This is a genomic window from Leifsonia sp. Y862 (assembly GCF_057669585.1).
This window is the reverse complement of the sequence record NZ_JBYHFR010000002.1, coordinates 757,707-777,239: the sequence shown is the minus strand read 5'-3', so window position 1 is coordinate 777,239 and position 19,533 is coordinate 757,707. Positions and strand designations below refer to the sequence as shown.

The window sequence follows — 19,533 nt, the reverse complement described above, 5'->3', positions numbered from 1 at the left end:
GAGGAGAAGTTCCATGACACAGGCCTCCGGATTCATCTCCATCGACCAGCTCACCGAGCAGGTGCGCACCGGCGTGACCGACACGGTGATCGTTGCATTCACCGACATGCAGGGCCGACTGGTCGGCAAGCGAGTGTCTGCACGCCTGTTCCTCGAGGACATCGCCGCGCATGGCGCAGAATGCTGCAATTACCTGCTCGCCGTCGATGTGGAGATGAACACCGTCGACGGCTACGCCATGTCGAGCTGGTCACGCGGCTATGGCGACATGGCCATGATTCCCGACATGAACACGCTCCGCCAGACGACCTGGCTGCCGGGCGCCGTGCTCGTCACCGCTGACCTGCACTGGCTCGATGAAGCGCCGGTCGTGGCATCCCCGCGGCAGATCCTCAAGAACCAGCTGCAGCGGCTGGCCGATCGCGGGTTGACCGCGTTCGTCGGCACAGAACTCGAGTTCATCGTGTTCGAAGACAGCTACCGCCAGGCCTGGAAGGCCGGGTACAAGGACCTCACCCCCGCCAGCGATTACAACATTGACTACGCACTGCTGGCCTCCACCCGGATGGAGCCGCTGCTGCGCGAGATCCGGTTGGCGATGGACGCCGCCGGCATGTACTGCGAGGGCGTCAAGGGTGAGTGCAACCTCGGCCAGCAGGAGATCGCGTTCCGCTACGACGAGGCACTCGCCACCTGCGACAACCATTCGGTGTACAAGAACGGGGCCAAGGAGATCGCCGACGCCCATGGCAAGAGCCTCACATTCATGGCCAAGTTCAACGAGCGCGAGGGCAACAGCTGCCACATCCACATCAGCCTGCGGGGCACAGACGGTTCCGCCGTCTTCGCCGACCCTGATGCCGCCGACGGCATGTCCACGATGTTCAGGCAGTTTCTGGCCGGTCAGCTGGCCGTCATGCGCGAACTCACGCTGTTCTCCGCGCCCAACATCAACTCGTACAAACGCTACGTCGACGGCAGCTTCGCCCCGACGGCGATCGCGTGGGGGCATGACAATCGCACCTGCGCCCTCCGCGTCGTCGGCCATGGACACGGCATGCGCGTTGAGAACCGGGTGCCGGGGGGCGACGTGAACCAGTACCTGGCTGTCGCCGCACTGATCGCCGCCGGCCTCCACGGCATCGACAACGAACTCGAGCTGGACGACGCGTTCGAAGGCAACGCCTACGTGAGCGACATGGTGCGGGTACCGGCGACGCTCCGCGAGTCTGCTGCACTGTTCGGTGAGTCCGCCGTTGCCAGGGAGGCATTCGGCGACGAGGTCGTCGAGCACTACCTCAACAACGCGCGTGTCGAAGTAGCAGCGTATGACGCCGCCGTCACCGACTGGGAAAGGGTTCGCGGCTTTGAACGACTCTGAGGTGAACAGCACTGGCACCGGTGCCCGTCGACCTCCGGTCATCGGGCTCACCACGTACCTGGAGCAGTCAAAAACCGGCGTCTGGGATGTGCCGGCATCGTTCCTGCCCAAGGTGTACTTCGAAGCGGTCACTGCCGCAGGCGGCATCGCCGTACTGCTGCCACCGCAGCCCGTTGACAACGTGATCGCCGACCGGGTGCTCGACGGGCTCGACGGGCTGATCATCACCGGGGGCAAAGACCTGGATCCGGCCAGGTACGGCCAGGAGCGGCATCCGCTGACCGACGAGCCACGCCCGGATCGCGACGCGTGGGAAGACACCCTGCTGCGGAGGGCCATCATCAGGGAGCTGCCGTTCCTCGGCATCTGCCGCGGAGCCCAGGTGCTGAACGTCGCGCTCGGCGGCACCCTGCACCAGCATCTGCCCGACGTCATCGGCCAGGGCAGCTACCAGCTCGGCGGTGGCGTGTTCAACGACGTCGGCATCACTGTGGCGTCTGACACCACACTGCACGGCTTGCTTGGGGACGACCTGTCGGTGCCGGTGTACCACCACCAGTCGATCGACCGGGTGGCCGATGGGCTGGTCGTGAGCGCCACGACCGCCGACGGCGTGATCGAGGGCGTCGAGCTGGCGACGGTGCCGTTCGGGGTCGCCGTGCAATGGCATCCGGAGGAGGCGAGTGACGACATCCGCTTGTTCGCCGGGCTCGTGCAAGCGGCAACGACATACGCGGCAACGACGTACGCCACGAACAACGCAACGCCCGGGGAGGCACACGCATGACCAGCTATACGATCATCAACCCGGCCAACGAGTCGGAGGTCAGCAGCGTTGAGTTGCTCGACGCCGACGCCACCGACGAGGCCGTCGATCGAGCAGTTGCTGCCCAGCAGGACTGGGCGAGGGTCGCCCCTGCAGACAAGGCCAGGCTGCTGCGCCGCTTCGCGGAGGCTGTCGACAGCGACAGCGAACGACTGGCGCAGCTCGAGGTGTCGAACTCCGGGCACCCGATCACGCAGGCGCGTTGGGAGGCCAACCACGTGCGCGACGTGCTCACCTACTATTCGGCGTCGCCAGAGCGGATGTTCGGCCAACAGATTCCAGTTGCCGGCGGCATTGACGTCACATTTCACGAACCGCTGGGTGTTGTCGGCATCATCACACCGTGGAACTTCCCGATGACCATCGCGGCCTGGGGGTTCGCCCCCGCCCTCGCGGCCGGCAACGCCGTGCTGCTGAAGCCGGCGGAGTGGACGCCGCTCACCAGCATCCGTCTGGGTGAACTCGCGCTCGAAGCCGGGCTGCCTGAGGGATTGTTTCAGGTGTTGCCCGGGCGTGGCTCAATCGTCGGCGAGCGATTCGTCACGAATCCTGCCGTACGGAAGGTGGTCTTCACCGGTTCGACGGAGGTGGGCAAGAAGATCATGGCCGGCTGCGCTGACCAGGTGAAGCGGGTCACGCTGGAGCTCGGCGGCAAGAGTGCCAACATCGTCTTCGCCGACGCCGACCTGGAGAAGGCCGCAGCGACCGCGCCGTATGGCGTGTTCGAGAATGCCGGACAGGACTGCTGCGCCCGGAGCCGCATCCTGGTGGAGCGAAGCGCGTACGACCGCTTCATGGAACTGCTCGAACCGGCGGTGCAGGGCGTCACCGTGGGCGACCCCACCGACGAAACCACCGAAATGGGTCCGCTCGTCTCAGCCACGCACCACGCAGCGGTTTCAGCGTACGTGCCAGACGACACCAACGTCGCTTTCAGGGGCAGCGCGCCCAGCGGGCCAGGCTACTGGTTCGCGCCGACAGTGCTGACGCCTGCGTCTCGCACGGACCGCGTCGTCACAGAGGAGATCTTCGGGCCGGTGGTCACGGTGCTGCCGTTCGACGACGAAGCGGATGCCCTCCAGCTGGCCAACGACACAGAGTACGGCCTGTCTGGGTCGATTTGGACCCGCGATGTCGGACGCGCGCTGCGGGTGGCGCGCGGCGTCGAGTCTGGCAACCTGTCGGTGAACTCGCACTCCTCCGTGCGGTATTCAACACCGTTCGGCGGCTTCAAGCAGTCGGGGCTCGGCCGAGAACTCGGGCCGGATGCCCCGCTCGCGTTCGCAGAGACCAAGAACGTCTTCATCGCCATGGACTGACTGACTGACTGACTGACTGACCGACTGACCGACTGACCGTACCCCGCACGTTTTTTCACACACCAAACGTTTCAGCACCACGAAGGAGCACTGGATGAGCAGCATCACCCCTATTGACCTCACTCAGCGACTGGCCGGCAAGGTCGCCGTTGTTACCGGAGGGGCAAGCGGAATCGGCCTGGCCACGGCCAGGCGGTTCGCGGCGGAGGGCGCCACGGTTGTCATCGGCGACATGGACGAGGTCGCCGGCCCGGCAGCGGCCGAGCTCGTCGGCGGTCTCTTCGTCAAGGTCAATGTCACAGACGAAGACGAGGTCAACGCCCTCTTCGACACCGCCAACGACACGTACGGCTCTGTCGACATCGCTTTCAACAACGCGGGGATCTCGCCGCCGGAGGACGACTCCATCGAGACCACTGAGCTGCCGGCGTGGCAGAAGGTGCAAGACGTCAACCTCAAGTCGGTCTACCTGTGCTCGCGCGCCGCCCTCCGCCACATGGTGAAGCAGCAGAGCGGATCGATCATCAACACCGCGTCGTTCGTCGCTGTTCTCGGGTCGGCCACCAGCCAGATCTCATACACCGCATCGAAGGGTGGCGTGCTGGCCATGAGTCGTGAGCTCGGTGTGCAGTTCGCGAGGCAGGGCATCCGCGTGAACGCACTGTGCCCTGGACCGGTGAACACTCCCCTGCTGCAGGAACTGTTCGCGAAAGACCAGGAGCGCGCCCAGCGCCGGCTGGTGCACATTCCGGTTGGCCGTTTCGCCGAGCCGGAGGAACTCGCTGCGGCGGTTGCCTTCCTGGCCAGCGATGATTCCTCGTTCATCACGGGGTCGACGTTCCTGGTGGATGGCGGCATCAGCTCGGCCTATGTCACGCCCCTATAAAATCAGACCGTGATGACAGACGAGGCGGTACACCCGAGCGGTGAGGCGTTGTTGCGACCCGTTCGCGGCAGCAACGCCTTCGAGGAGACCGTGCAGCGGTTGCTCCAGACGGTGCGCCTCGGCATGATGGCGCCCGGCGAACGGCTGCCGGCCGAGCGTGACCTCGCCGGCATGCTCGCGGTGAGCAGGGACACCCTGCGCGATGCGATCGCTGCCCTCGCCGACGCCGGCTACCTCGTCTCCCGCCGCGGCCGCTACGGCGGCACGTTCGTGAGCGACGAGCTGCCAATTGGGACGCCCGGTGTCGATGCATCGGGCGAGCTCGTCACGCGGCGGCATTTCCCCGTCGACGAGATCGAAGACACCCTCATCCTGCGCGACATCCTCGAAGTGGGTGCCGCCCGCCATGCCGCCAGCCGGTCGCTCAGTCAGGCCGAACGCGAACTGCTGTGGACAAGCCTCAGCGAGGCGAAGGGTGCAGGAGACGACGACTACCGGCGACTGGATTCACGCCTGCACCTGACCATCGCAGAGGTGGCGGGGTCACCGTCGCTCATGCCGCTCATCGCCGAGGTGCGGATGCGCGTGAACGAAATGCTCGACAGCATCCCTTCGCTCGGTCCGAACATCGCCCATTCAGACGCCCAGCACGAACAGATCGTGATCGCCATCCTCACCGGCAGCCCCGACGCAGCGGCGACCGCCATGAGCGAGCACGTCGCCGGTTCCGCCGCCCTGCTCCGCGGGTTCCTGCAGTAAGTCACTGGCACCAGAAAACGGATGCCGTCCTGCGTGTGGCAAGGACGGCATCCGTTTGTAGATTGTGGTGGAGATCCTAGATGAATGCCAGCGGCAGGAACGGCAGCAGGGCGAGTCCGAAGACCAGCATCAGCACGACGCCAAGCACGGCGCCGGCCAGGATGACGCCGTTCAGCACAATGCCCCAGATGGCGATGGTGCGGCCCGCCGGCTCACGCTGGAGCGCGAGGACACCGGCGACGAGGCCGGCGATCGGCGCCAGGAAGGTCCAGCCGGCGAAGATGGAAACGAGTCCGAGAACCAGGCTTGAAATGCTGAGCGCATTCGTCGTCTGAGACGCAGTCGTCGGACTCTGGTAAACGGATGAGGTAGTCATGAGTGGTTGTCTCCTGTGTAGTGATGCCGGAATGGCACAGCTACAACGCTACGGATCGTGCCGCGGCGACAGTATCGGGTTACCCCCCTGATCTCAACTGGGGCTGGCCGGGGCACGCGCCCCGGCCGCGATGACTACAGGCCCATCAGGCTTTCGATCGGCCCGCGCACGAAGAAGAGCACGAATCCGGCGGCCACAATCCACAGCAGCGGGCTGATTTCCTTCGCCTTACCGGAGAGCGAGCGCACGAGCACCCAGCTGATGAAGCCGGCACCGATACCGTTGGCAATCGAGTAAGTCATCGGCATGACAACGATGGTGAGGAACACGGGCAGCACGATCGAGAAGTCATCGAACTCGATGAAGCGAATCTGCGAAACCATCATCGCACCGACCATGACGAGGGCCGCGGCGGCCACCTCGAGGGGCACGATCTCGGTGAGCGGCGTGAAGAACATGGCGGCCAGGAACAGCAGACCGGTGACCACGTTGGCGACACCGGTGCGTGCACCTTCGCCGATGCCAGCTCCCGATTCCACGAAGACGGTGTTCGATGAAGCGGATGCTGCACCACCGACGACGGCGCCGACGCCCTCGACGACGAGCGCCGACTTCAGTCGGGGGAAGTTACCGTCCTTGTCAGCAACGCCTGCCTCATTGGCGAGGCCCGTCATAGTGCCCATGGCGTCGAAGAAGTTGGTGAAGACCAGGGTGAAGACGATCATGAGCGCGGCAAGGGCACCGATCCGCTCGAAGGCGCCAAAGCTCACGTCGCCGACCAGGCTGAGGTCTGGAATCGACACGATGCTCGTAGGCAGCTCTGGGGCGTTCAGGTTCCAGCCGGCCGCGTTGGTACCGAGCGACGGGCCCACCTTGAAGATTGCCTCGAGGATGACCGCGATGATGGTGGTTGCGACGATGCCGATCAGGAGCGCTGCCTTGGTCTTGCGCGCGACGAGCACGCCCATGATGATGACGCCGATCACGAAGACCGCGGTAGGCAGGGTTGCGACGGAACCGCCCTCACCCAGCTGGATGGGCGGCGATGATGCCCCACTGGTGCGCACGAAGCCGGAGTCGACCAGGCCGATGAACGCGATGAACATACCGATACCGACGGTGATCGCCAGCTTCAGCTGCCGCGGAACGGCGTTGAAGATCATCGAGCGAAGACCGGTGGATGCCAGCAGCACGATGATCAGGCCGTTGATGATGACGAGGCCCATGGCCTCAGGCCACGTCACTTCGCCCACCACGCTGACGGCGAGGTAGGAGTTGATGCCGAGACCAGCGGCGAAGCCGAACGGCAGTCGTGCGACGATGCCGAACAGAATGGTCATGACACCGGCGGTGAGCGCGGTGACGGCGGCGACCTGGGCGGCGGGGAGCCAGTTGCCCGCGATATCCGTTGCCGCCTGGTCTGCACTGAAACCGCCGAGGATCAGCGGGTTGAGGATGACGATGTAGGCCATCGTGACGAAGGAGACCAGCCCACCCCGCACCTCACGGCTCCAGGTCGACCCGCGACGGGTGATCTCGAAGTAGCGGTCGAGACGAGCCTTCAGGCCGCCTTCCGGTGTCGACTTTGGTGAGTCGGTCTCTGTACTGGAAATGATGGGGCTCCTGGTGCCTGCGCGACGAAATCTAAGCGTTAAGTCTAGGCGAATCGCCGCTTTTCAGGCGCCACTCAGGTGAGAGGGCCTCCGCCCGTCTGATCCGCTCACCTGCCCGTGTGTCTGGGGAGCAACTGGCGGGCAAGTACCATCATCAGAGTTGATTTTCGAGAAATGAGAAATAGTGGCACTGCCCTGGAAACTGCACGGCGACGGAAAATCGGTCGACGCGCTCGATGTCGTCGGCCCTGATGAACGACTGACCTGGCCGCGAACAATCGGAATCGGCGCCCAGCACGTCGTCGCGATGTTCGGATCGACATTCCTGGTGCCCATCCTCACGGGCTTCCCACCAAGCACCACACTTCTGTTCTCCGGAATCGGCACGATCCTGTTCCTGCTCATCACGGCGAACAAGGTTCCGAGCTACCTGGGTTCGTCGTTCGCGTTCATCGCGCCGATCACCGCAGCGATGGCCTCGCAGGGCATGGGCGGTGCACTGTTCGGCATTATCGCTGTCGGCCTGCTGCTGGCCATTATCGGCGCCGTTGTGCACCTCACGGGATCCGGCTGGATCGACGTTGTGATGCCTCCGGTGGTGTCTGGAGCCATCGTTGCCCTCATCGGGTTCAACCTGGCCCCAGCGGCGAAGGCCAACTTCCAGCTGGCTCCGCTGACCGCGCTCATCACCCTCGCGGCCGTCATCCTGAGCACCGTGCTGTTCAAGGGCATCCTCGGTCGGCTGTCGATCTTCATCGGCGTCGTCGTCGGCTACCTCGTCGCCGTTCTCTCCGGCGAGGTCAACTTCGACGCGGTCGCGGAGGCAGCCTGGGTCGGCCTGCCCGACTTCAGCATGCCCACCAACCCGTTCGAGAACCCCGCCGTCTGGGCTCTCCTCCCGGCGTTCCTGCCTGTCGTACTCGTGCTGATCGCCGAGAACGTCGGACACATCAGGGGTGTTGCCCAGATGACGGATGCCAAGATCAACCGTTACACCGGACGCGCCCTGTTCGCAGACGGCCTGGCAACCATGTTCGCCGGCTTCGGCGGTGGCTCTGGAACGACCACATACGGCGAGAACATCGGCGTCATGGCCGCAACGCGCATCTACTCGACGGCGGCGTACTGGGTTGCCGGTGTCTTCGCCATCCTGCTCGGCCTCTCCCCCAAGGTCGGCGCTGTCATCAACACGATTCCCGCCGGGGTTCTCGGCGGCGTGACGACGGCGCTCTATGGCCTCATCGGCATCATCGGTGTGAAGATCTGGCTCGACAACAAGGTTGATTTCTCCAAGCCAGTGAACCAGTTCACTGCCGCGACGGCACTGATTGTCGGCATCGCCGACTTCACCTGGAACGCCGGCACCCTGAGCTTCAACGGAATCGCACTCGGCACCGTTGCTGCCATCGTGATCTACCACGTGATGACCGCGATCGGCCGCCTGCGGAAGACGCTGTAACAGCTGGACAACAGAACGCGGGCCGGGTGATTTCACCCGGCCCGCGTTTTGTGTCTCCGGGAGCCAGCACTGCGCTCCTGAGAACTCTGCTCCGTTGCCGGAGCACTGCCTGTTACTTCACTGCGCCTGCTACTTCACTGCGCCTGCTACTTCACTGCGCCGTACAGCCGGTCGAGCCGGGCCACCTCGTCGACTTCTATTCGGAGTTGTCTCACGAGGGTGTTCATACCCTGAATTATCCTCGGCACCACTGACGCTCCTTGGGGCCGGAAATGCGCCTTGATCTGGGCATTTTTCCGTGGATGACTGTCGCGAGGGGCGGCCTGTGGAGGAGCCTGTCGGGCGTGGAGTGAAGGGTCTCGAGACGCTCGCTGGCGCTCGCTCCTCGACCAGCGGGGCGGTTCAAGCGGAGAAAATGCGACACGCCGCGTGAAGGTGGCGGTTGCGCTCGGCGTGTCGCAAGAACTCCGCCCGAAGCCGTGCGGTGCGGAGATTGCCCAGGCCAGAACGAATCCGCCGGCCGGATCAAGAGCATCCAGACCAGGCCAGTGAACCGATATCTGAAAGCAAACCTCGGCATCGCTGGCCCTCGCCATCTCGCACACCACAGACAACCATCCGCCATTTGCCCAATAGGCACGCGCTGACGCGGGCTCCTCGACCAACGAAACCCGGTGGTCGAGGAGCCCTGCTACGTGAAACTAGCCGTGCAGCGCGGGAACGATGAGGTACACGCCGTAGAGGACGGCACACGCGGTGAGAGCGAAGCAAACGTACGCGCCAACCAGGGCGAAACGCTTCTGCACCGGGGTCAGCGGATTGGCCGCAGCGGCCTTACGCGCCCGCTTTGCGGCCTTGGCCGCCTGTGCCGGCGTCAGGATCGAGATGGCTCCGGTGAATTCCAGGGGCTCAACGACCGGTGCTCGACCGCCTGTCACGAGTAGGCGCAGGCCCAGAGAGTAGAGGCTGACGACCACGGCCGTGGAGAACAGTGTGACAACGGCAACGGTCAGGAAGGAGACGAAGATACTCACTGTGACACCTTCTTCCGGTCCTTGCGAGCGGGCTTCCTGGGGGTCTTGCGGATCTTGACGACGCGACCAGCGTCATCGATATCGTTGACCGCGTTGTGGTGAGAAACCTTGTCGCGACGCGAGTACCAGAAGATGCCACCGATGACTGCGGCGCCAATGAGGGCGTCGAGTGCGACACCAATCGGACCAATGAGAGCGAGTCCGGCAGCGAACGCGCCCATGATCGCCGAAGCGGGAAGCGTGATGAGCCAGCCGAGCGCGATACGCCCTGCCGTGCTCCAGCGCACCGTTGAGCCACGGCGGCCGAGGCCTGAGCCGATGACCGATCCGGAAGCAACCTGGGTGGTCGACAGGGCGAAGCCGAGGTGGCTGGACGCGAGAATTGCGGCAGCCGTGCTGGTTTCTGCCGCAAAGCCCTGAGCTGGCTTGACCTCGGTGAGGCCGGTACCCATGGTGCGGATGATGCGCCAGCCGCCGGAGTATGTGCCGATGGCAATGGCCAGCGCACACGAGGCGATGACCCAGAACTCAGGACCGCTGCCCGCGACCTGGAAGCCACCAGCGATCAGCGTGAGGGTGATGACACCCATGGTCTTCTGCGCGTCGTTAGTTCCGTGCGCCAGAGCCACGAGCGACGAGGAGAAGATCTGTGCGTAACGGAATCCGCCACGGCCATCCGGCTTGTTGAGCTCACGCCGGGTGATCGCGTACGCGAGCTTGGTGGCGGTGTATGCCACAACGCCGGCGATCACCGGGGCGATCAGGGCCGGGAGGATGACCTTCTCCACGACTACGAGATAGTCGACCGCCTGGAACCCGGCGCCGATGATCGTCGCGCCGATGAGACCACCGAACAGCGCATGGCTGGAACTCGACGGCAGGCCCTTCAGCCAGGTGATCAGATTCCAGACAATGGCACCGATCAGACCGGCGAAGATGATCTCCGGCGTGATTTGGATCCCGCCTGGGCCTTCCTTGATGATGCCGCCAGACACAGTCTTGGCGACCTCAGTCGACAGGAACGCACCGACCAGGTTGAGGATGGCAGCGATGGTGACAGCAACCTTCGGACGCATGGCACCGGTTGCGATGGGCGTTGCCATCGCATTTGCCGTGTCGTGGAATCCGTTGGTGAAGTCGAATATGAGTGCCAGTACTATGACCAGCACGACGATGAGGGTGAGATCCACCGGCGACTTTCTCTGGGGCCGACACAAATGGCCGGGTGTTCAGACGATGTACATGAGCCGTTAATCGGACCCGCATAATCCTGACACTCGCGGGGGTCGAGGTCAACTTAGGACGAGCCCACCACAGAGGCTAAATCTGGGCCGAAAGTAAATGTCTTCTGCACGGCAATTCCGGACAAAACTCCCGGTAACCAGTATTTCGCGTCATCCCACATCTCGTCGAGCGGGAGGGCATCCACGTCGAACCACTCCGGATTTAACTCATCAGATTCACATGGGATGCCACGGAATTCACGGCAAACGAAGACCGTCGAACCCTGGCTCCACGCGTCCTTGTATGGGAACAGATAGGTGAGGTGCCCCATCGGTGTGAGGTCTGATGCGGCAACAATCAGGCCTGACTCTTCTTCGATCTCGCGCACAGCGGCATCGACTGGCGTCTCCCCCGGTTCGAGTTTGCCGCCGAGGCCAACGTAGTTTCCCTGACCGAGGCCCTTCTTCTTGCGTCCGAGCAACACCTGAAGGCTGCCGTCATTGTGGTTTCGGAGAAGGTAGCTCACGCACACCTGGGGCAGGATCATCCGCTTATCGTAGCCGGGGGCCACCAGAAGAATTATCTGCAGCGTCGCACATTCACATCTGACGGGCTTACGCTTGGCAGATGGATTTTGTCCCTGAAACCGGAACCATCACTATGTTCACGACCAACTGGTGCGGCTACTGCACGCGCCTCAAAGGTCAGCTGACGAAGGCCGGAATCGGCTTCCGCGAGGTCAACGTCGAAGAGGTAGACGGCACCTCTGAACTCGTGATGAGCCTCAACGGCGGCAATCGCACCGTGCCGACCGTATTGTTCCCCGACGGCTCGTCGGCGACGAACCCGTCACTCGCCGACGTGCAGGCAAAACTCTCCTAGCCGAAGAGTACGGCTGCTTCGTCGTAGCGCGCCTGCGGAACCGTCTTCAGGCCCCCTGTGGCGTCTGCAATGCTCACGATGTTGATATCGGTTCCCGTCAACGACACCATCGATCCCCAACGCGCGTCATAGACGGCATCGATCGCGGCCATGCCGAGGCGGGTCGCCAGCACGCGGTCGTAAGCGGATGGCGCTCCACCACGCTGCGTGTGACCAAGGACCGTGGCACGCGACTCAATACCAGTGCGCTCTTCGATCATGGGCGCGATGATCTCGCTGATGCCGCCGAGGCGCGGACGGTTGAACGCGTCGAGCCCCTTGTCGGAGTGTGCCTCTTCCATGCCGGCGAGGCGGAAGCCCTCTGAGACCACGAGGACGGGTGCACGGCCGCGGTCCCGCACGTGCTCCACCCACTCGCAGATCTGCTCGATGGTCTGGGGCTGCTCAGGGATGAGGATCGCGTGCGCGCCCCCTGCCATACCGGAGTGCAGGGCGATCCACCCGACGTGGCGGCCCATGACCTCGACCACCATGCAGCGGCCGTGCGATTCGGCGGTGGTACGCAACCGGTCGATGGCTTCCGTGGCGATCTCGACGGCGGTGTCGAACCCGAATGAATAGTCGGTGGCCGCGAGGTCGTTGTCGATGGTCTTGGGGACGCCGACAATCTTGAGTCCGGCATCCGTGAGCCGGCGTGCAGCGGTGAGGGTACCTTCGCCACCGATAGCGATGACGGCGTCGATGCCGTGCGCGTCGAGCGTGCGCTGGATGTTCTCCGGGCCGCCGTTGTCGCCTTCAAAGGGATTGGTGCGGGAGCTGCCAAGAATTGTGCCGCCCTGACGAGAGAGGCCGCGCACGCTGTGACGGTCAAGCGTCATGAAATCGTCCTGGACGAGGCCACGCCATCCGTTGCGGATGCCGACGAACTCGGTCTCGTGGACGCGGACCCCCTTGAGGACTGCTCCACGAATAACTGCGTTGAGGCCTGGGCAGTCTCCACCGCTGGTGAGGATACCGATCTTCATTTCTGACGCTCCTTCATGCGCATGAACGATGACGGCGTCTTCACCGTCTACACATCATGGCGGGCAGCAGCGTCCGACTCAAATCGGTCGCGGCCGAGCCCACACAGGGCTCGGCCGGCATCCGTTTACAATTCGCCGTCGAGCGCCTGCGTGAGCAGGTAGATCAGCGCGCTGGCCTGCACGGAGTCTGCGGTCGACACCTCTTCTTCAGAGCCATCGAGCGCGCGGGCGGCCAAGCCCTGCTTGCTGCCGATGAGCTCGGCTATCCGGGCATCGATGGTGTGTGCCGCGATGATGCGCCAGGCCGTGACGGGTTCTTCCTGGCCAATGCGGTGAACGCGGTCGATGGCCTGCGTCTGCTCAGCGGCGGTCCAGCTGAGCTCGGCGAGCACAACGTTGGATGCAGCCTGCAGGTTCACGCCAACGCCGGCTGCGGTGAGCGAACAGACAATGATCGCGACCTCAGGGTCGTTGTTGAAAGCGTCAATGGCCGCCTGGCGCTCAAGCGTCGACTGGTCGCCACGGATCGAGACGGTGCGCAGGTCACGCTTGGCGAAGGTGTCCTCCGCCAGGTCCATGACGTCGATGTGCTTGGCGAAGAAGACGACCTTGCCCACCGAACGCGCCAGCTGGGCGGCGTAGTCGGCGGCGAGGCCTGCCTTGGCCTGGCCGATCTTCCGCACCATCGTGAAGACGTTCTCGCCGGTCGTTGCACCCTTCGACTCTTCGAGTTCGGCGTGCGCGACGGCACGAATGAACGATGCGCGCTGGTCTTCGTCTGGCACCATCTTCTTGCTGCCGGTTGACCTGGCCTGCACAAGTGCGTTGTAGCGGACGACGAGTCGGGCTGCGAGCTCACGCTCAGCCTTCTGGATCGAGCGACCGAGGTCGTCGTCAAGTTCGACGGGCAGGTCGGCGATGCGCTTGGCAGGCAGGTCTGCAGCGACATCCACCTTGCGACGCCTGACGATGCCCATGTCGATGACGGCAGCGCGGGCCTCAGCGTAGAAGCCGAGGTCGGCCGGCGTCAGCCCGGTGGCTTCGAGCTTTGCCATCAGCTTCGCGGTCGGCTTGTCGCCGTCGATCCAGCCGAGGAACTGCCAGATGGCCCTGAAGTCATCGACATCGTTGATGAGGGGGGTTCCGGTGAGTGCCATCAGCAGCGGGTTTCCGCCAGGAGTGCGGCGTCGGATCTGCTCGGCGAGCGACAAGACGTGCTTCGACCGCTGCGACTGCAGGTTCTTGATGAAGTGCGCCTCATCGACGACCATGCCCTTGAAACCGAGGGTGCCGAGCCACGCCAGGTGGCGGTCGAGCACGTCGTAGTTGACAACGACAACGTCGGCGAACGCGTCAAGCGTGTCGCCGTCGCCATGGATGACTGTCGCCCTGCGGTGCGGTGTCCACAGTTCAACCTCGCGAGCCCAGTTCATCTTGACGACGTTCGGCACGATCGCGAGCAGCGGGTACGAGTTGGTGACGGATGCCGCGAGCAGGCTCTGCGCAGTCTTGCCGAGGCCAGGCTCGTCAGCGAGCAGGTAACTGCGGTGGCCGAGTCGTGCGCTTTCAACGAAGCGCGCCTGGTGCCGCATGAGCTCCATGCCAGCCGGTGACAACCGGTCGATGGGCGGCGCCTCTGGCAGGTCCATGCTGGCAGCCTGGCCGCCTGAGCCGTATTCGAACGACTTGAAGAGCGGGCCGAGCAGTTCCCAGTTGGCGAGGCGTCGCACTGGGACGACGGGCGCTGGCGCTGCGGCACTGAAGTCGGGGGCGAGGAACGGGTTGGCAAGGGCTCTGGCCTTCACCGACTGAGGGATGACCTGGTTGATCGGTACCTCAGGCTTAATCTCGGCCTCACGGGTGATGATCAATTCGTCTGGGGTGAGGTCTGCGCCGGATTCGAGCAGCCAGTCCCGACGGAAACGCTGGGCGACAGTCGATACACCCGCATCGGGTTCGAGCAGCGTGATGAGGCTGGTGTCGCGCCCCGCGGTCTTCGCGAGAATCTGGGCGATGCCATCCAGGCGCTTCAGCAGTTCGGCGCGGTTGGCGTCGGTGAGTTCGGGGTCGGTCTTGACCCTGGCACGCTCCTCGCGCATCAGCAGGGCGATGACCTGGTACTTGGTGCGGTTGGTCGGGCCGAGCTTTCCGCTGGCCTGCGCCTTCGCTTCGACCTCACGCACCTTGCGGGCAAGGATCGGGATGATCGGTGCATCGTCGTCGCGAGACCGCGTGCGCGGTCGATTTCGGCTATTGCTGCTGCTTCCGCGGCTGCTTGAACCCGACGACTGTTGGCGCGTATTTGCCATTCTTCTCCACTTCGCGGGTGCCGCTATCGCGGATACAGCCCGCTGATTGCTCAGCCAGCGGCCTGGAATGACCGCCCTCGCTTGGCCCTCAGCGTCGAAGCTGCAGACTCAACCGATACGCCGAACCCTGAATCGAGCAGCGCGTCTACTGCATATGAATGCAGCGGCACGGTCGAGACGGTGACCGGGTTCTTCCGGCGTCCTGCCAGTCTACGCCCGCGGCCTACAGCTCGCGTACAGGAACTTTGATCCTGATGCCCGCGATGATGAACACGATCGCCGCAATGAACTGGATCGACACCCAGCCCTGGCCGTGCAGTTCGATGACAACGACGGGGTTCCAGATCACGGCGATGGGCACCAGCCCGATCAGCCACCACCACGCCTTCGCCTGGATAGCGAACACGCACATGATCACCGCGAGGATGCTCACGACGTAGCGAACGATGATGAAGCTGTCGACATCCAGCAGCGCCAGCCCGCCGAGCAGCGCGATCGCACCGAGTAACCCTGGTGCCAGCGCAGACCGACTGAACGTCGGTTTCTTCGGCGTGCCATATTCCTTAACGCCCACTAGACGCCTCCTCCTCCACCGCCGCCTCCGCCGCCTCCGACGGAACCGCCTCCACTGAATCCTGAACTTGATGAACTGCTCGCGGTCCCAGACCACACCGCTGTGGTCGATGAGGCGAAGGCGCCGATGCCAGTGGCAAAGAGCGCAGCGTTGAATCCGTGGGAACCGACATACCAGTCCGGCTGGGCGCCTGACCTGTCGTAGTAGTCGCCGAGCACCTTCGACCAGTTCTTCTCAAGGCCGAACAAGACGGCGAACGGCAAGACGCGTTCGTACAGCTTGACGATCTTCAGCGGGGAGTCCGGCGTGCCGGCATCCGCTTCTGGCACGAGGGATGCGTCGAGCACAGGGCGATAGGGCGAGGTGAGTGCGCCTGCCGGGCTTTGCAGCACCCGCAGCCTGTCTGACTCTGCGAGGTCGATGTAGCGACGAAGTCCGGCCAGGTAGTCGCGCAGCTCAGAGCCGGCCGGGGTCAGTGGGCGCACGCTGGCCAGCGCTGCCATGGCGGCGATGAAACCGATGACCCCGACGAACAGGGTGAGCAGCGGCCAGAGCCCGGCGACCTCGGTGGCGAACGCGCCGATCGAACCGACCAGGGCGATGACGAGCGAGATGATGCTTGCCGCAATCAGCCAGGAGCGGATGGCACCGCCCCGCTGCCGGCGGAGCCCGTGCGTCACGACGGTCTTCTTCACAGCGGCGACGTGTTTGTGCACCTTGCTTGCGACGGCAGGGTCCTTCGTCTTGAGGTCACGTCGCGCTCCCGGGGTGAGCGTGGGCATCAGATCGGACAGCAGCGCCAGCTCTTCGGCGTCGAGTCCTTCTGTGTGCACGAGCTCCAGGATGTAGTGACCATTGCCGTCCGCCTCCAGGACGCGCACATTCCCGCGAACGGCGAAGCTCAACAGCTGGGCAGGCATGGCCCTGCCCATCGCACCCGCGATATCGCCGGACACCAGCAGATTGACGCCCTTCGGCGGCAGGTACTCGGCGATGATCGTCGGCCGGCCCGGTGCGTTGCGCCAGCGCGTGAGGCGCGCCACCCACGCCAGGATGGCCGTAATCACGGCCAGGACGGCGCCGATCAGGCCTACCGTCGGGAATGCATTGGCGAGGAAGGAGTCGTCACGGGGAACGAACGTTCCATCGTCGAACCCGACAACGATGGTGAGGCCCTGGTATTTGTCAAGGTCTGTGGCCGTCGCCTCGAAGCTGGTGCCGGCATCCGTGTCGGTCTGCACCAGAGATTCGCACGGATCGCTCGACGTCGCCCAGCCCTGGAAACAGGCCGACTGGCCGTTCAGGGCTGCCGCAAGGTTGGCATCCATCGACAACGTTGCGGTCACCGAGCGGAACGGCTGCGCCCACCCTGTGCCGTTCACCTCCCAGAAGAACTCGTTGTCTGCCGCGTCATCGGGGAACAGGATGACATTGTGCTGGGTGTACGTGATGACGTAGGTCTGGAGGCCGTGCACGAACTCATCGGCCGCGATGGTGAGGGTGAGGAATTCGCCGTCATCGTCGGACGATTCGCTGTCGTAGCTGCGCGCCGCGCCATTCTCATCGGTGACGCTCACGATGTCGAGGTCGGTGGTGTGGCCGTCGTAGTGGGTGGGGATCGCGCGGCGGATCCCGTGGTTCTGATCTGTGTCAGGGAAATCGGCGACGATCGTTTCCGTCGTGGTGAGTGTGGCGCGACCGTCGTCGTCTCTGCCCAGGTCGAGGTCGGAGTGCCAGGAATCGAACGTGAAGTCATCGACGCCCGTTGAGAGTGCCTCGAGCTCGACCGGCGCCAGGGCTGCTGTCTCTGCCGTAGCCGAAGTCGCCTGGTTAGCCGTCGGTGCCGCACCGATGAAGACCATCGTGGAAAGGGTCAGAGCAACCGTGGCTATGAGGAACCCCGTACGTCGACGCATTCTTCCAGACTAGCGAGCGAATGAGGCCTGCTGAGCCGCCGCTCGTCTGCCCAAGCGGATGCCGACAATACCCCTCCACGGTATTTCGACGAGCGGGTAGCCTGTAGCCATGATCGAAGACATCAAGCGCCGGGCCCTTCACCGCACGCGCATCCTCGAGGGGCAAATGCGCGGGCTCGAGAAGATGATCGAAAACGAGGACTACTGCGTCGATATCCTCACACAGTCGCTGGCCATCCAGAAGTCGCTTGGGTCGCTGAACAAGCTCCTGGTCGAGAACCATCTGAAGACCCACGTCACGCAGATGTTCGAAGCGGGCGGCAACGAGCGCGACAACGCGATCGAGGAGCTCCTGAAGATATTCGAACTGAGCAACAACCGTGGCTGATGGCACGGTGGATGCGGTCGATGCGGTCGATGCGGCGCCTGGGGCGGAGACCGTGCATGCAGACGAGGTGTCGACATCCGTTTCTCGCTTGCAGGCGTTGATTCGCATTCCGACCATGTCGCGCCTCGACGAGACGACGACGGATTGGGCGCAGTTCGACCTCTTTATTGCAACGCTGCCGGCGCTGTATCCGGCGTTGCACGCGACGCTGACCCTGGAGATTGTGGCCGGCCATTCACTGCTCTATCGCTGGGCAGGCCAGAGTAGTCAAGCAGAGCAGGGTAGTCAGCCAGAGCAGGGCAGTCAACCAGAGCAGGGCAGTCAGCCAGAGCAGAGCAGTCAGGCAAGGCAGAGCAGTCAGCCAGGCCAGAGCTCGACTGGCCCGACCGTGCTGATGGCGCACTACGACGTCGTGTCGGCAACCGATGATGACTGGACGTACCCGCCGTTCGCGGCTGAACTCGTCGGCGAGGGCGCCGATCAGCTCATCTGGGGCCGGGGAACGCTCGACGACAAGGGCTCACTCGTTGCCGTTCTCGAAGCCGTCGAAGCGCAGGTGCTCGCAGGCTTTCAGCCTGAGCGCGACATCTACCTGAGCTTTGGCCACAACGAAGAGACAACGGGCGCCGGTGCGTCAGCGATCGTCGACCTGCTGCAGAGCCGCGGCATTACGCCTGGCCTGGTGCTCGACGAGGGCGGCGCGGTCGTGCAGGACATCTTCCCCGGCGTGACCAAACCCATCGCGGTGGTCGGCGTCAGTGAAAAGGGCATCACCAGCGTGATCCTCACGGTGGAACAGGCCGGCGGTCACGCGTCCACTCCCCCACGGATGCCGGCGCCGGTGCGTCTGGCCCGCGCGATCACCCGACTCAACGCCCGTCCGTTCCCTGCAGGCCTCACCCCGACCAACTTCGAGATGATCACGACCCTCGGCGCCCACAGCACCGGCATCCTGCGCTTCGTCTTCGAGCGGGCACACCTGTTCCGGATGCCGCTGACCATGCTCCTCGGTCGGCTGAGCGATGAGACCAGTGCCATGGTGCGCACCACGGCCGTGGTCACCCAGCTCTCCGGTGCGCAAGCAGCGAACGCCCTGGCCGAGAAGGCCAGTGCCGTCGTGAATGTGCGCATCGCGCAGGGGTCGAGCATCGAGAAGATGCTGCGGCACGTCACGAAGGCCATCGGTGACAAACGGGTACACGTCGCAGCTGAGCACGCGAACGAGCCGTCCGCGGTCTCGCCGACGCACGGCGCGGCCTGGGACCTGGTCACGGGCAGCATCGAGCAGGCCTTCCCCGGCACCGTCGTGACCCCGTATGTGATGCTCGGTGCCAGCGACAGCCGACACTTCACCCGTATCAGCGATCACGTCTACCGGTTCAGCCCGTTCGAGATGAGCGGCGAGGAGCGCGGCACCCTGCATGCCGTCAACGAGCGTATCCACGTGGCGACGTTCCTCCGCGGCATCAACTTCTACACGCGCGTGATCGCGGCCAGCTAGCGCGGTCTCCAGCGCAGGCGCAACCCGTTTACCCGCACCTGCTACGCTCCCCCTGATAGCG

18 protein-coding genes are annotated in these 19,533 nt (G+C 64.2%); 9 read left to right on the top strand and 9 right to left on the bottom strand.

All coding sequences use genetic code 11. The features are described 5' to 3' along the window. The first annotated feature begins 13 nt into the window (after nucleotides 1-13). The 5 genes from AC25Z0_RS13660 (at nucleotide 14) to AC25Z0_RS13640 (ending at nucleotide 5,171) form a co-directional block, all read left to right on the top strand. Nucleotides 14-1,381, top strand: a complete 1,368-nt coding sequence (locus AC25Z0_RS13660) for a glutamine synthetase family protein (protein ID WP_488120198.1) — start codon at nucleotides 14-16, stop codon at nucleotides 1,379-1,381. Continuing rightward, entirely contained in the window at nucleotides 1,368-2,168 is an 801-nt protein-coding gene (locus AC25Z0_RS13655; protein ID WP_488133548.1) for a gamma-glutamyl-gamma-aminobutyrate hydrolase family protein, read from the top strand. Before AC25Z0_RS13660 ends, AC25Z0_RS13655 begins: the two co-directional genes overlap by 14 nt. Then, nucleotides 2,165-3,526 carry an aldehyde dehydrogenase family protein gene (locus AC25Z0_RS13650; protein ID WP_488133547.1) on the top strand — a complete coding sequence of 454 codons (1,362 nt, stop codon included), beginning with the start codon at nucleotides 2,165-2,167 and terminating at the stop codon, nucleotides 3,524-3,526. Before AC25Z0_RS13655 ends, AC25Z0_RS13650 begins: the two co-directional genes overlap by 4 nt. Nucleotides 3,527-3,620: 94 nt before the next feature. After that, nucleotides 3,621-4,412, top strand: a complete 792-nt coding sequence (locus tag AC25Z0_RS13645) for a 3-oxoacyl-ACP reductase (RefSeq protein ID WP_488133546.1) — start codon at nucleotides 3,621-3,623, stop codon at nucleotides 4,410-4,412. Between the two features lie 12 nt (nucleotides 4,413-4,424). Next, nucleotides 4,425-5,171, top strand: coding sequence for a FadR/GntR family transcriptional regulator (locus tag AC25Z0_RS13640; RefSeq protein ID WP_488133641.1), 747 nt, complete (start codon nucleotides 4,425-4,427; stop codon nucleotides 5,169-5,171). A gap of 76 nt (nucleotides 5,172-5,247) precedes the next feature. Here the strand turns inward: AC25Z0_RS13640 and AC25Z0_RS13635 are convergent, their stop codons facing one another. Both AC25Z0_RS13635 and AC25Z0_RS13630 read right to left on the bottom strand, forming a co-directional pair. Continuing rightward, entirely contained in the window at nucleotides 5,248-5,547 is a 300-nt protein-coding gene (locus AC25Z0_RS13635; protein WP_488133545.1) for a hypothetical protein, read from the bottom strand. A gap of 134 nt (nucleotides 5,548-5,681) precedes the next feature. After that, nucleotides 5,682-7,160 (bottom strand): NCS2 family permease, encoded by a 1,479-nt coding sequence (locus tag AC25Z0_RS13630; protein WP_488120467.1) that lies wholly within the window; start codon nucleotides 7,158-7,160, stop codon nucleotides 5,682-5,684. Between the two features lie 184 nt (nucleotides 7,161-7,344). Here AC25Z0_RS13630 and AC25Z0_RS13625 point away from each other — a divergent pair, with 184 nt between their 5' ends. Further along, nucleotides 7,345-8,619 carry a uracil-xanthine permease family protein gene (locus AC25Z0_RS13625; RefSeq protein WP_488120193.1) on the top strand — a complete coding sequence of 425 codons (1,275 nt, stop codon included), beginning with the start codon at nucleotides 7,345-7,347 and terminating at the stop codon, nucleotides 8,617-8,619. Between the two features lie 701 nt (nucleotides 8,620-9,320). On the opposite strand, the gene AC25Z0_RS13620 is transcribed toward AC25Z0_RS13625, so the two are convergent. The 3 genes from AC25Z0_RS13620 to AC25Z0_RS13610 form a co-directional block, all read right to left on the bottom strand. Further along, the gene (locus AC25Z0_RS13620; protein WP_488120192.1) at nucleotides 9,321-9,653 is read right to left on the bottom strand and encodes a peptidase; all 333 of its coding nucleotides are present in this window, start codon (nucleotides 9,651-9,653) and stop codon (nucleotides 9,321-9,323) included. Further along, nucleotides 9,650-10,843: an anion permease gene (locus tag AC25Z0_RS13615; protein ID WP_488120191.1), complete on the bottom strand. Its 1,194-nt coding sequence runs from the start codon at nucleotides 10,841-10,843 to the stop codon at nucleotides 9,650-9,652. Before AC25Z0_RS13615 ends, AC25Z0_RS13620 begins: the two co-directional genes overlap by 4 nt. 107 nt (nucleotides 10,844-10,950) lie before the next feature. Further along, nucleotides 10,951-11,424: an 8-oxo-dGTP diphosphatase gene (locus AC25Z0_RS13610; RefSeq protein WP_488120190.1), complete on the bottom strand. Its 474-nt coding sequence runs from the start codon at nucleotides 11,422-11,424 to the stop codon at nucleotides 10,951-10,953. An 80-nt stretch (nucleotides 11,425-11,504) separates the two neighbouring features. Between AC25Z0_RS13610 and AC25Z0_RS13605 the strand changes: the two genes are divergently transcribed. Next, nucleotides 11,505-11,759 carry a mycoredoxin gene (locus AC25Z0_RS13605; RefSeq protein WP_488120189.1) on the top strand — a complete coding sequence of 85 codons (255 nt, stop codon included), beginning with the start codon at nucleotides 11,505-11,507 and terminating at the stop codon, nucleotides 11,757-11,759. On the opposite strand, the gene AC25Z0_RS13600 is transcribed toward AC25Z0_RS13605, so the two are convergent. The 4 genes from AC25Z0_RS13600 to AC25Z0_RS13585 form a co-directional block, all read right to left on the bottom strand. Next, nucleotides 11,756-12,784, bottom strand: coding sequence for a 6-phosphofructokinase (locus tag AC25Z0_RS13600; RefSeq protein ID WP_488120188.1), 1,029 nt, complete (start codon nucleotides 12,782-12,784; stop codon nucleotides 11,756-11,758). The genes AC25Z0_RS13605 and AC25Z0_RS13600 overlap by 4 nt on opposite strands. A gap of 125 nt (nucleotides 12,785-12,909) precedes the next feature. Beyond that, nucleotides 12,910-15,093, bottom strand: a complete 2,184-nt coding sequence (locus tag AC25Z0_RS13595) for a DEAD/DEAH box helicase (RefSeq protein ID WP_488133544.1) — start codon at nucleotides 15,091-15,093, stop codon at nucleotides 12,910-12,912. Nucleotides 15,094-15,316: 223 nt separating this feature from the next. Next, nucleotides 15,317-15,667, bottom strand: a complete 351-nt coding sequence (locus AC25Z0_RS13590) for a DUF6804 family protein (RefSeq protein WP_488120186.1) — start codon at nucleotides 15,665-15,667, stop codon at nucleotides 15,317-15,319. Further along, nucleotides 15,667-17,583 (bottom strand): DUF2207 domain-containing protein, encoded by a 1,917-nt coding sequence (locus AC25Z0_RS13585; RefSeq protein WP_488133543.1) that lies wholly within the window; start codon nucleotides 17,581-17,583, stop codon nucleotides 15,667-15,669. The genes AC25Z0_RS13590 and AC25Z0_RS13585 overlap by 1 nt, the downstream gene beginning before the upstream one ends. A gap of 109 nt (nucleotides 17,584-17,692) precedes the next feature. On the opposite strand from AC25Z0_RS13585, the gene AC25Z0_RS13580 reads away from it, so the two are divergent. Together AC25Z0_RS13580 and AC25Z0_RS13575 are read left to right on the top strand one after the other, a co-directional pair. Further along, complete coding sequence (locus tag AC25Z0_RS13580) at nucleotides 17,693-17,971, top strand: metal-sensitive transcriptional regulator (protein ID WP_488133542.1); 279 nt, start codon at nucleotides 17,693-17,695, stop codon at nucleotides 17,969-17,971. After that, a complete protein-coding gene (locus tag AC25Z0_RS13575) occupies nucleotides 17,964-19,472 on the top strand; it encodes a M20/M25/M40 family metallo-hydrolase (RefSeq protein WP_488133541.1) in 1,509 nt (502 codons plus the stop codon). Before AC25Z0_RS13580 ends, AC25Z0_RS13575 begins: the two co-directional genes overlap by 8 nt. The last annotated feature ends 61 nt before the right edge of the window (nucleotides 19,473-19,533 follow it).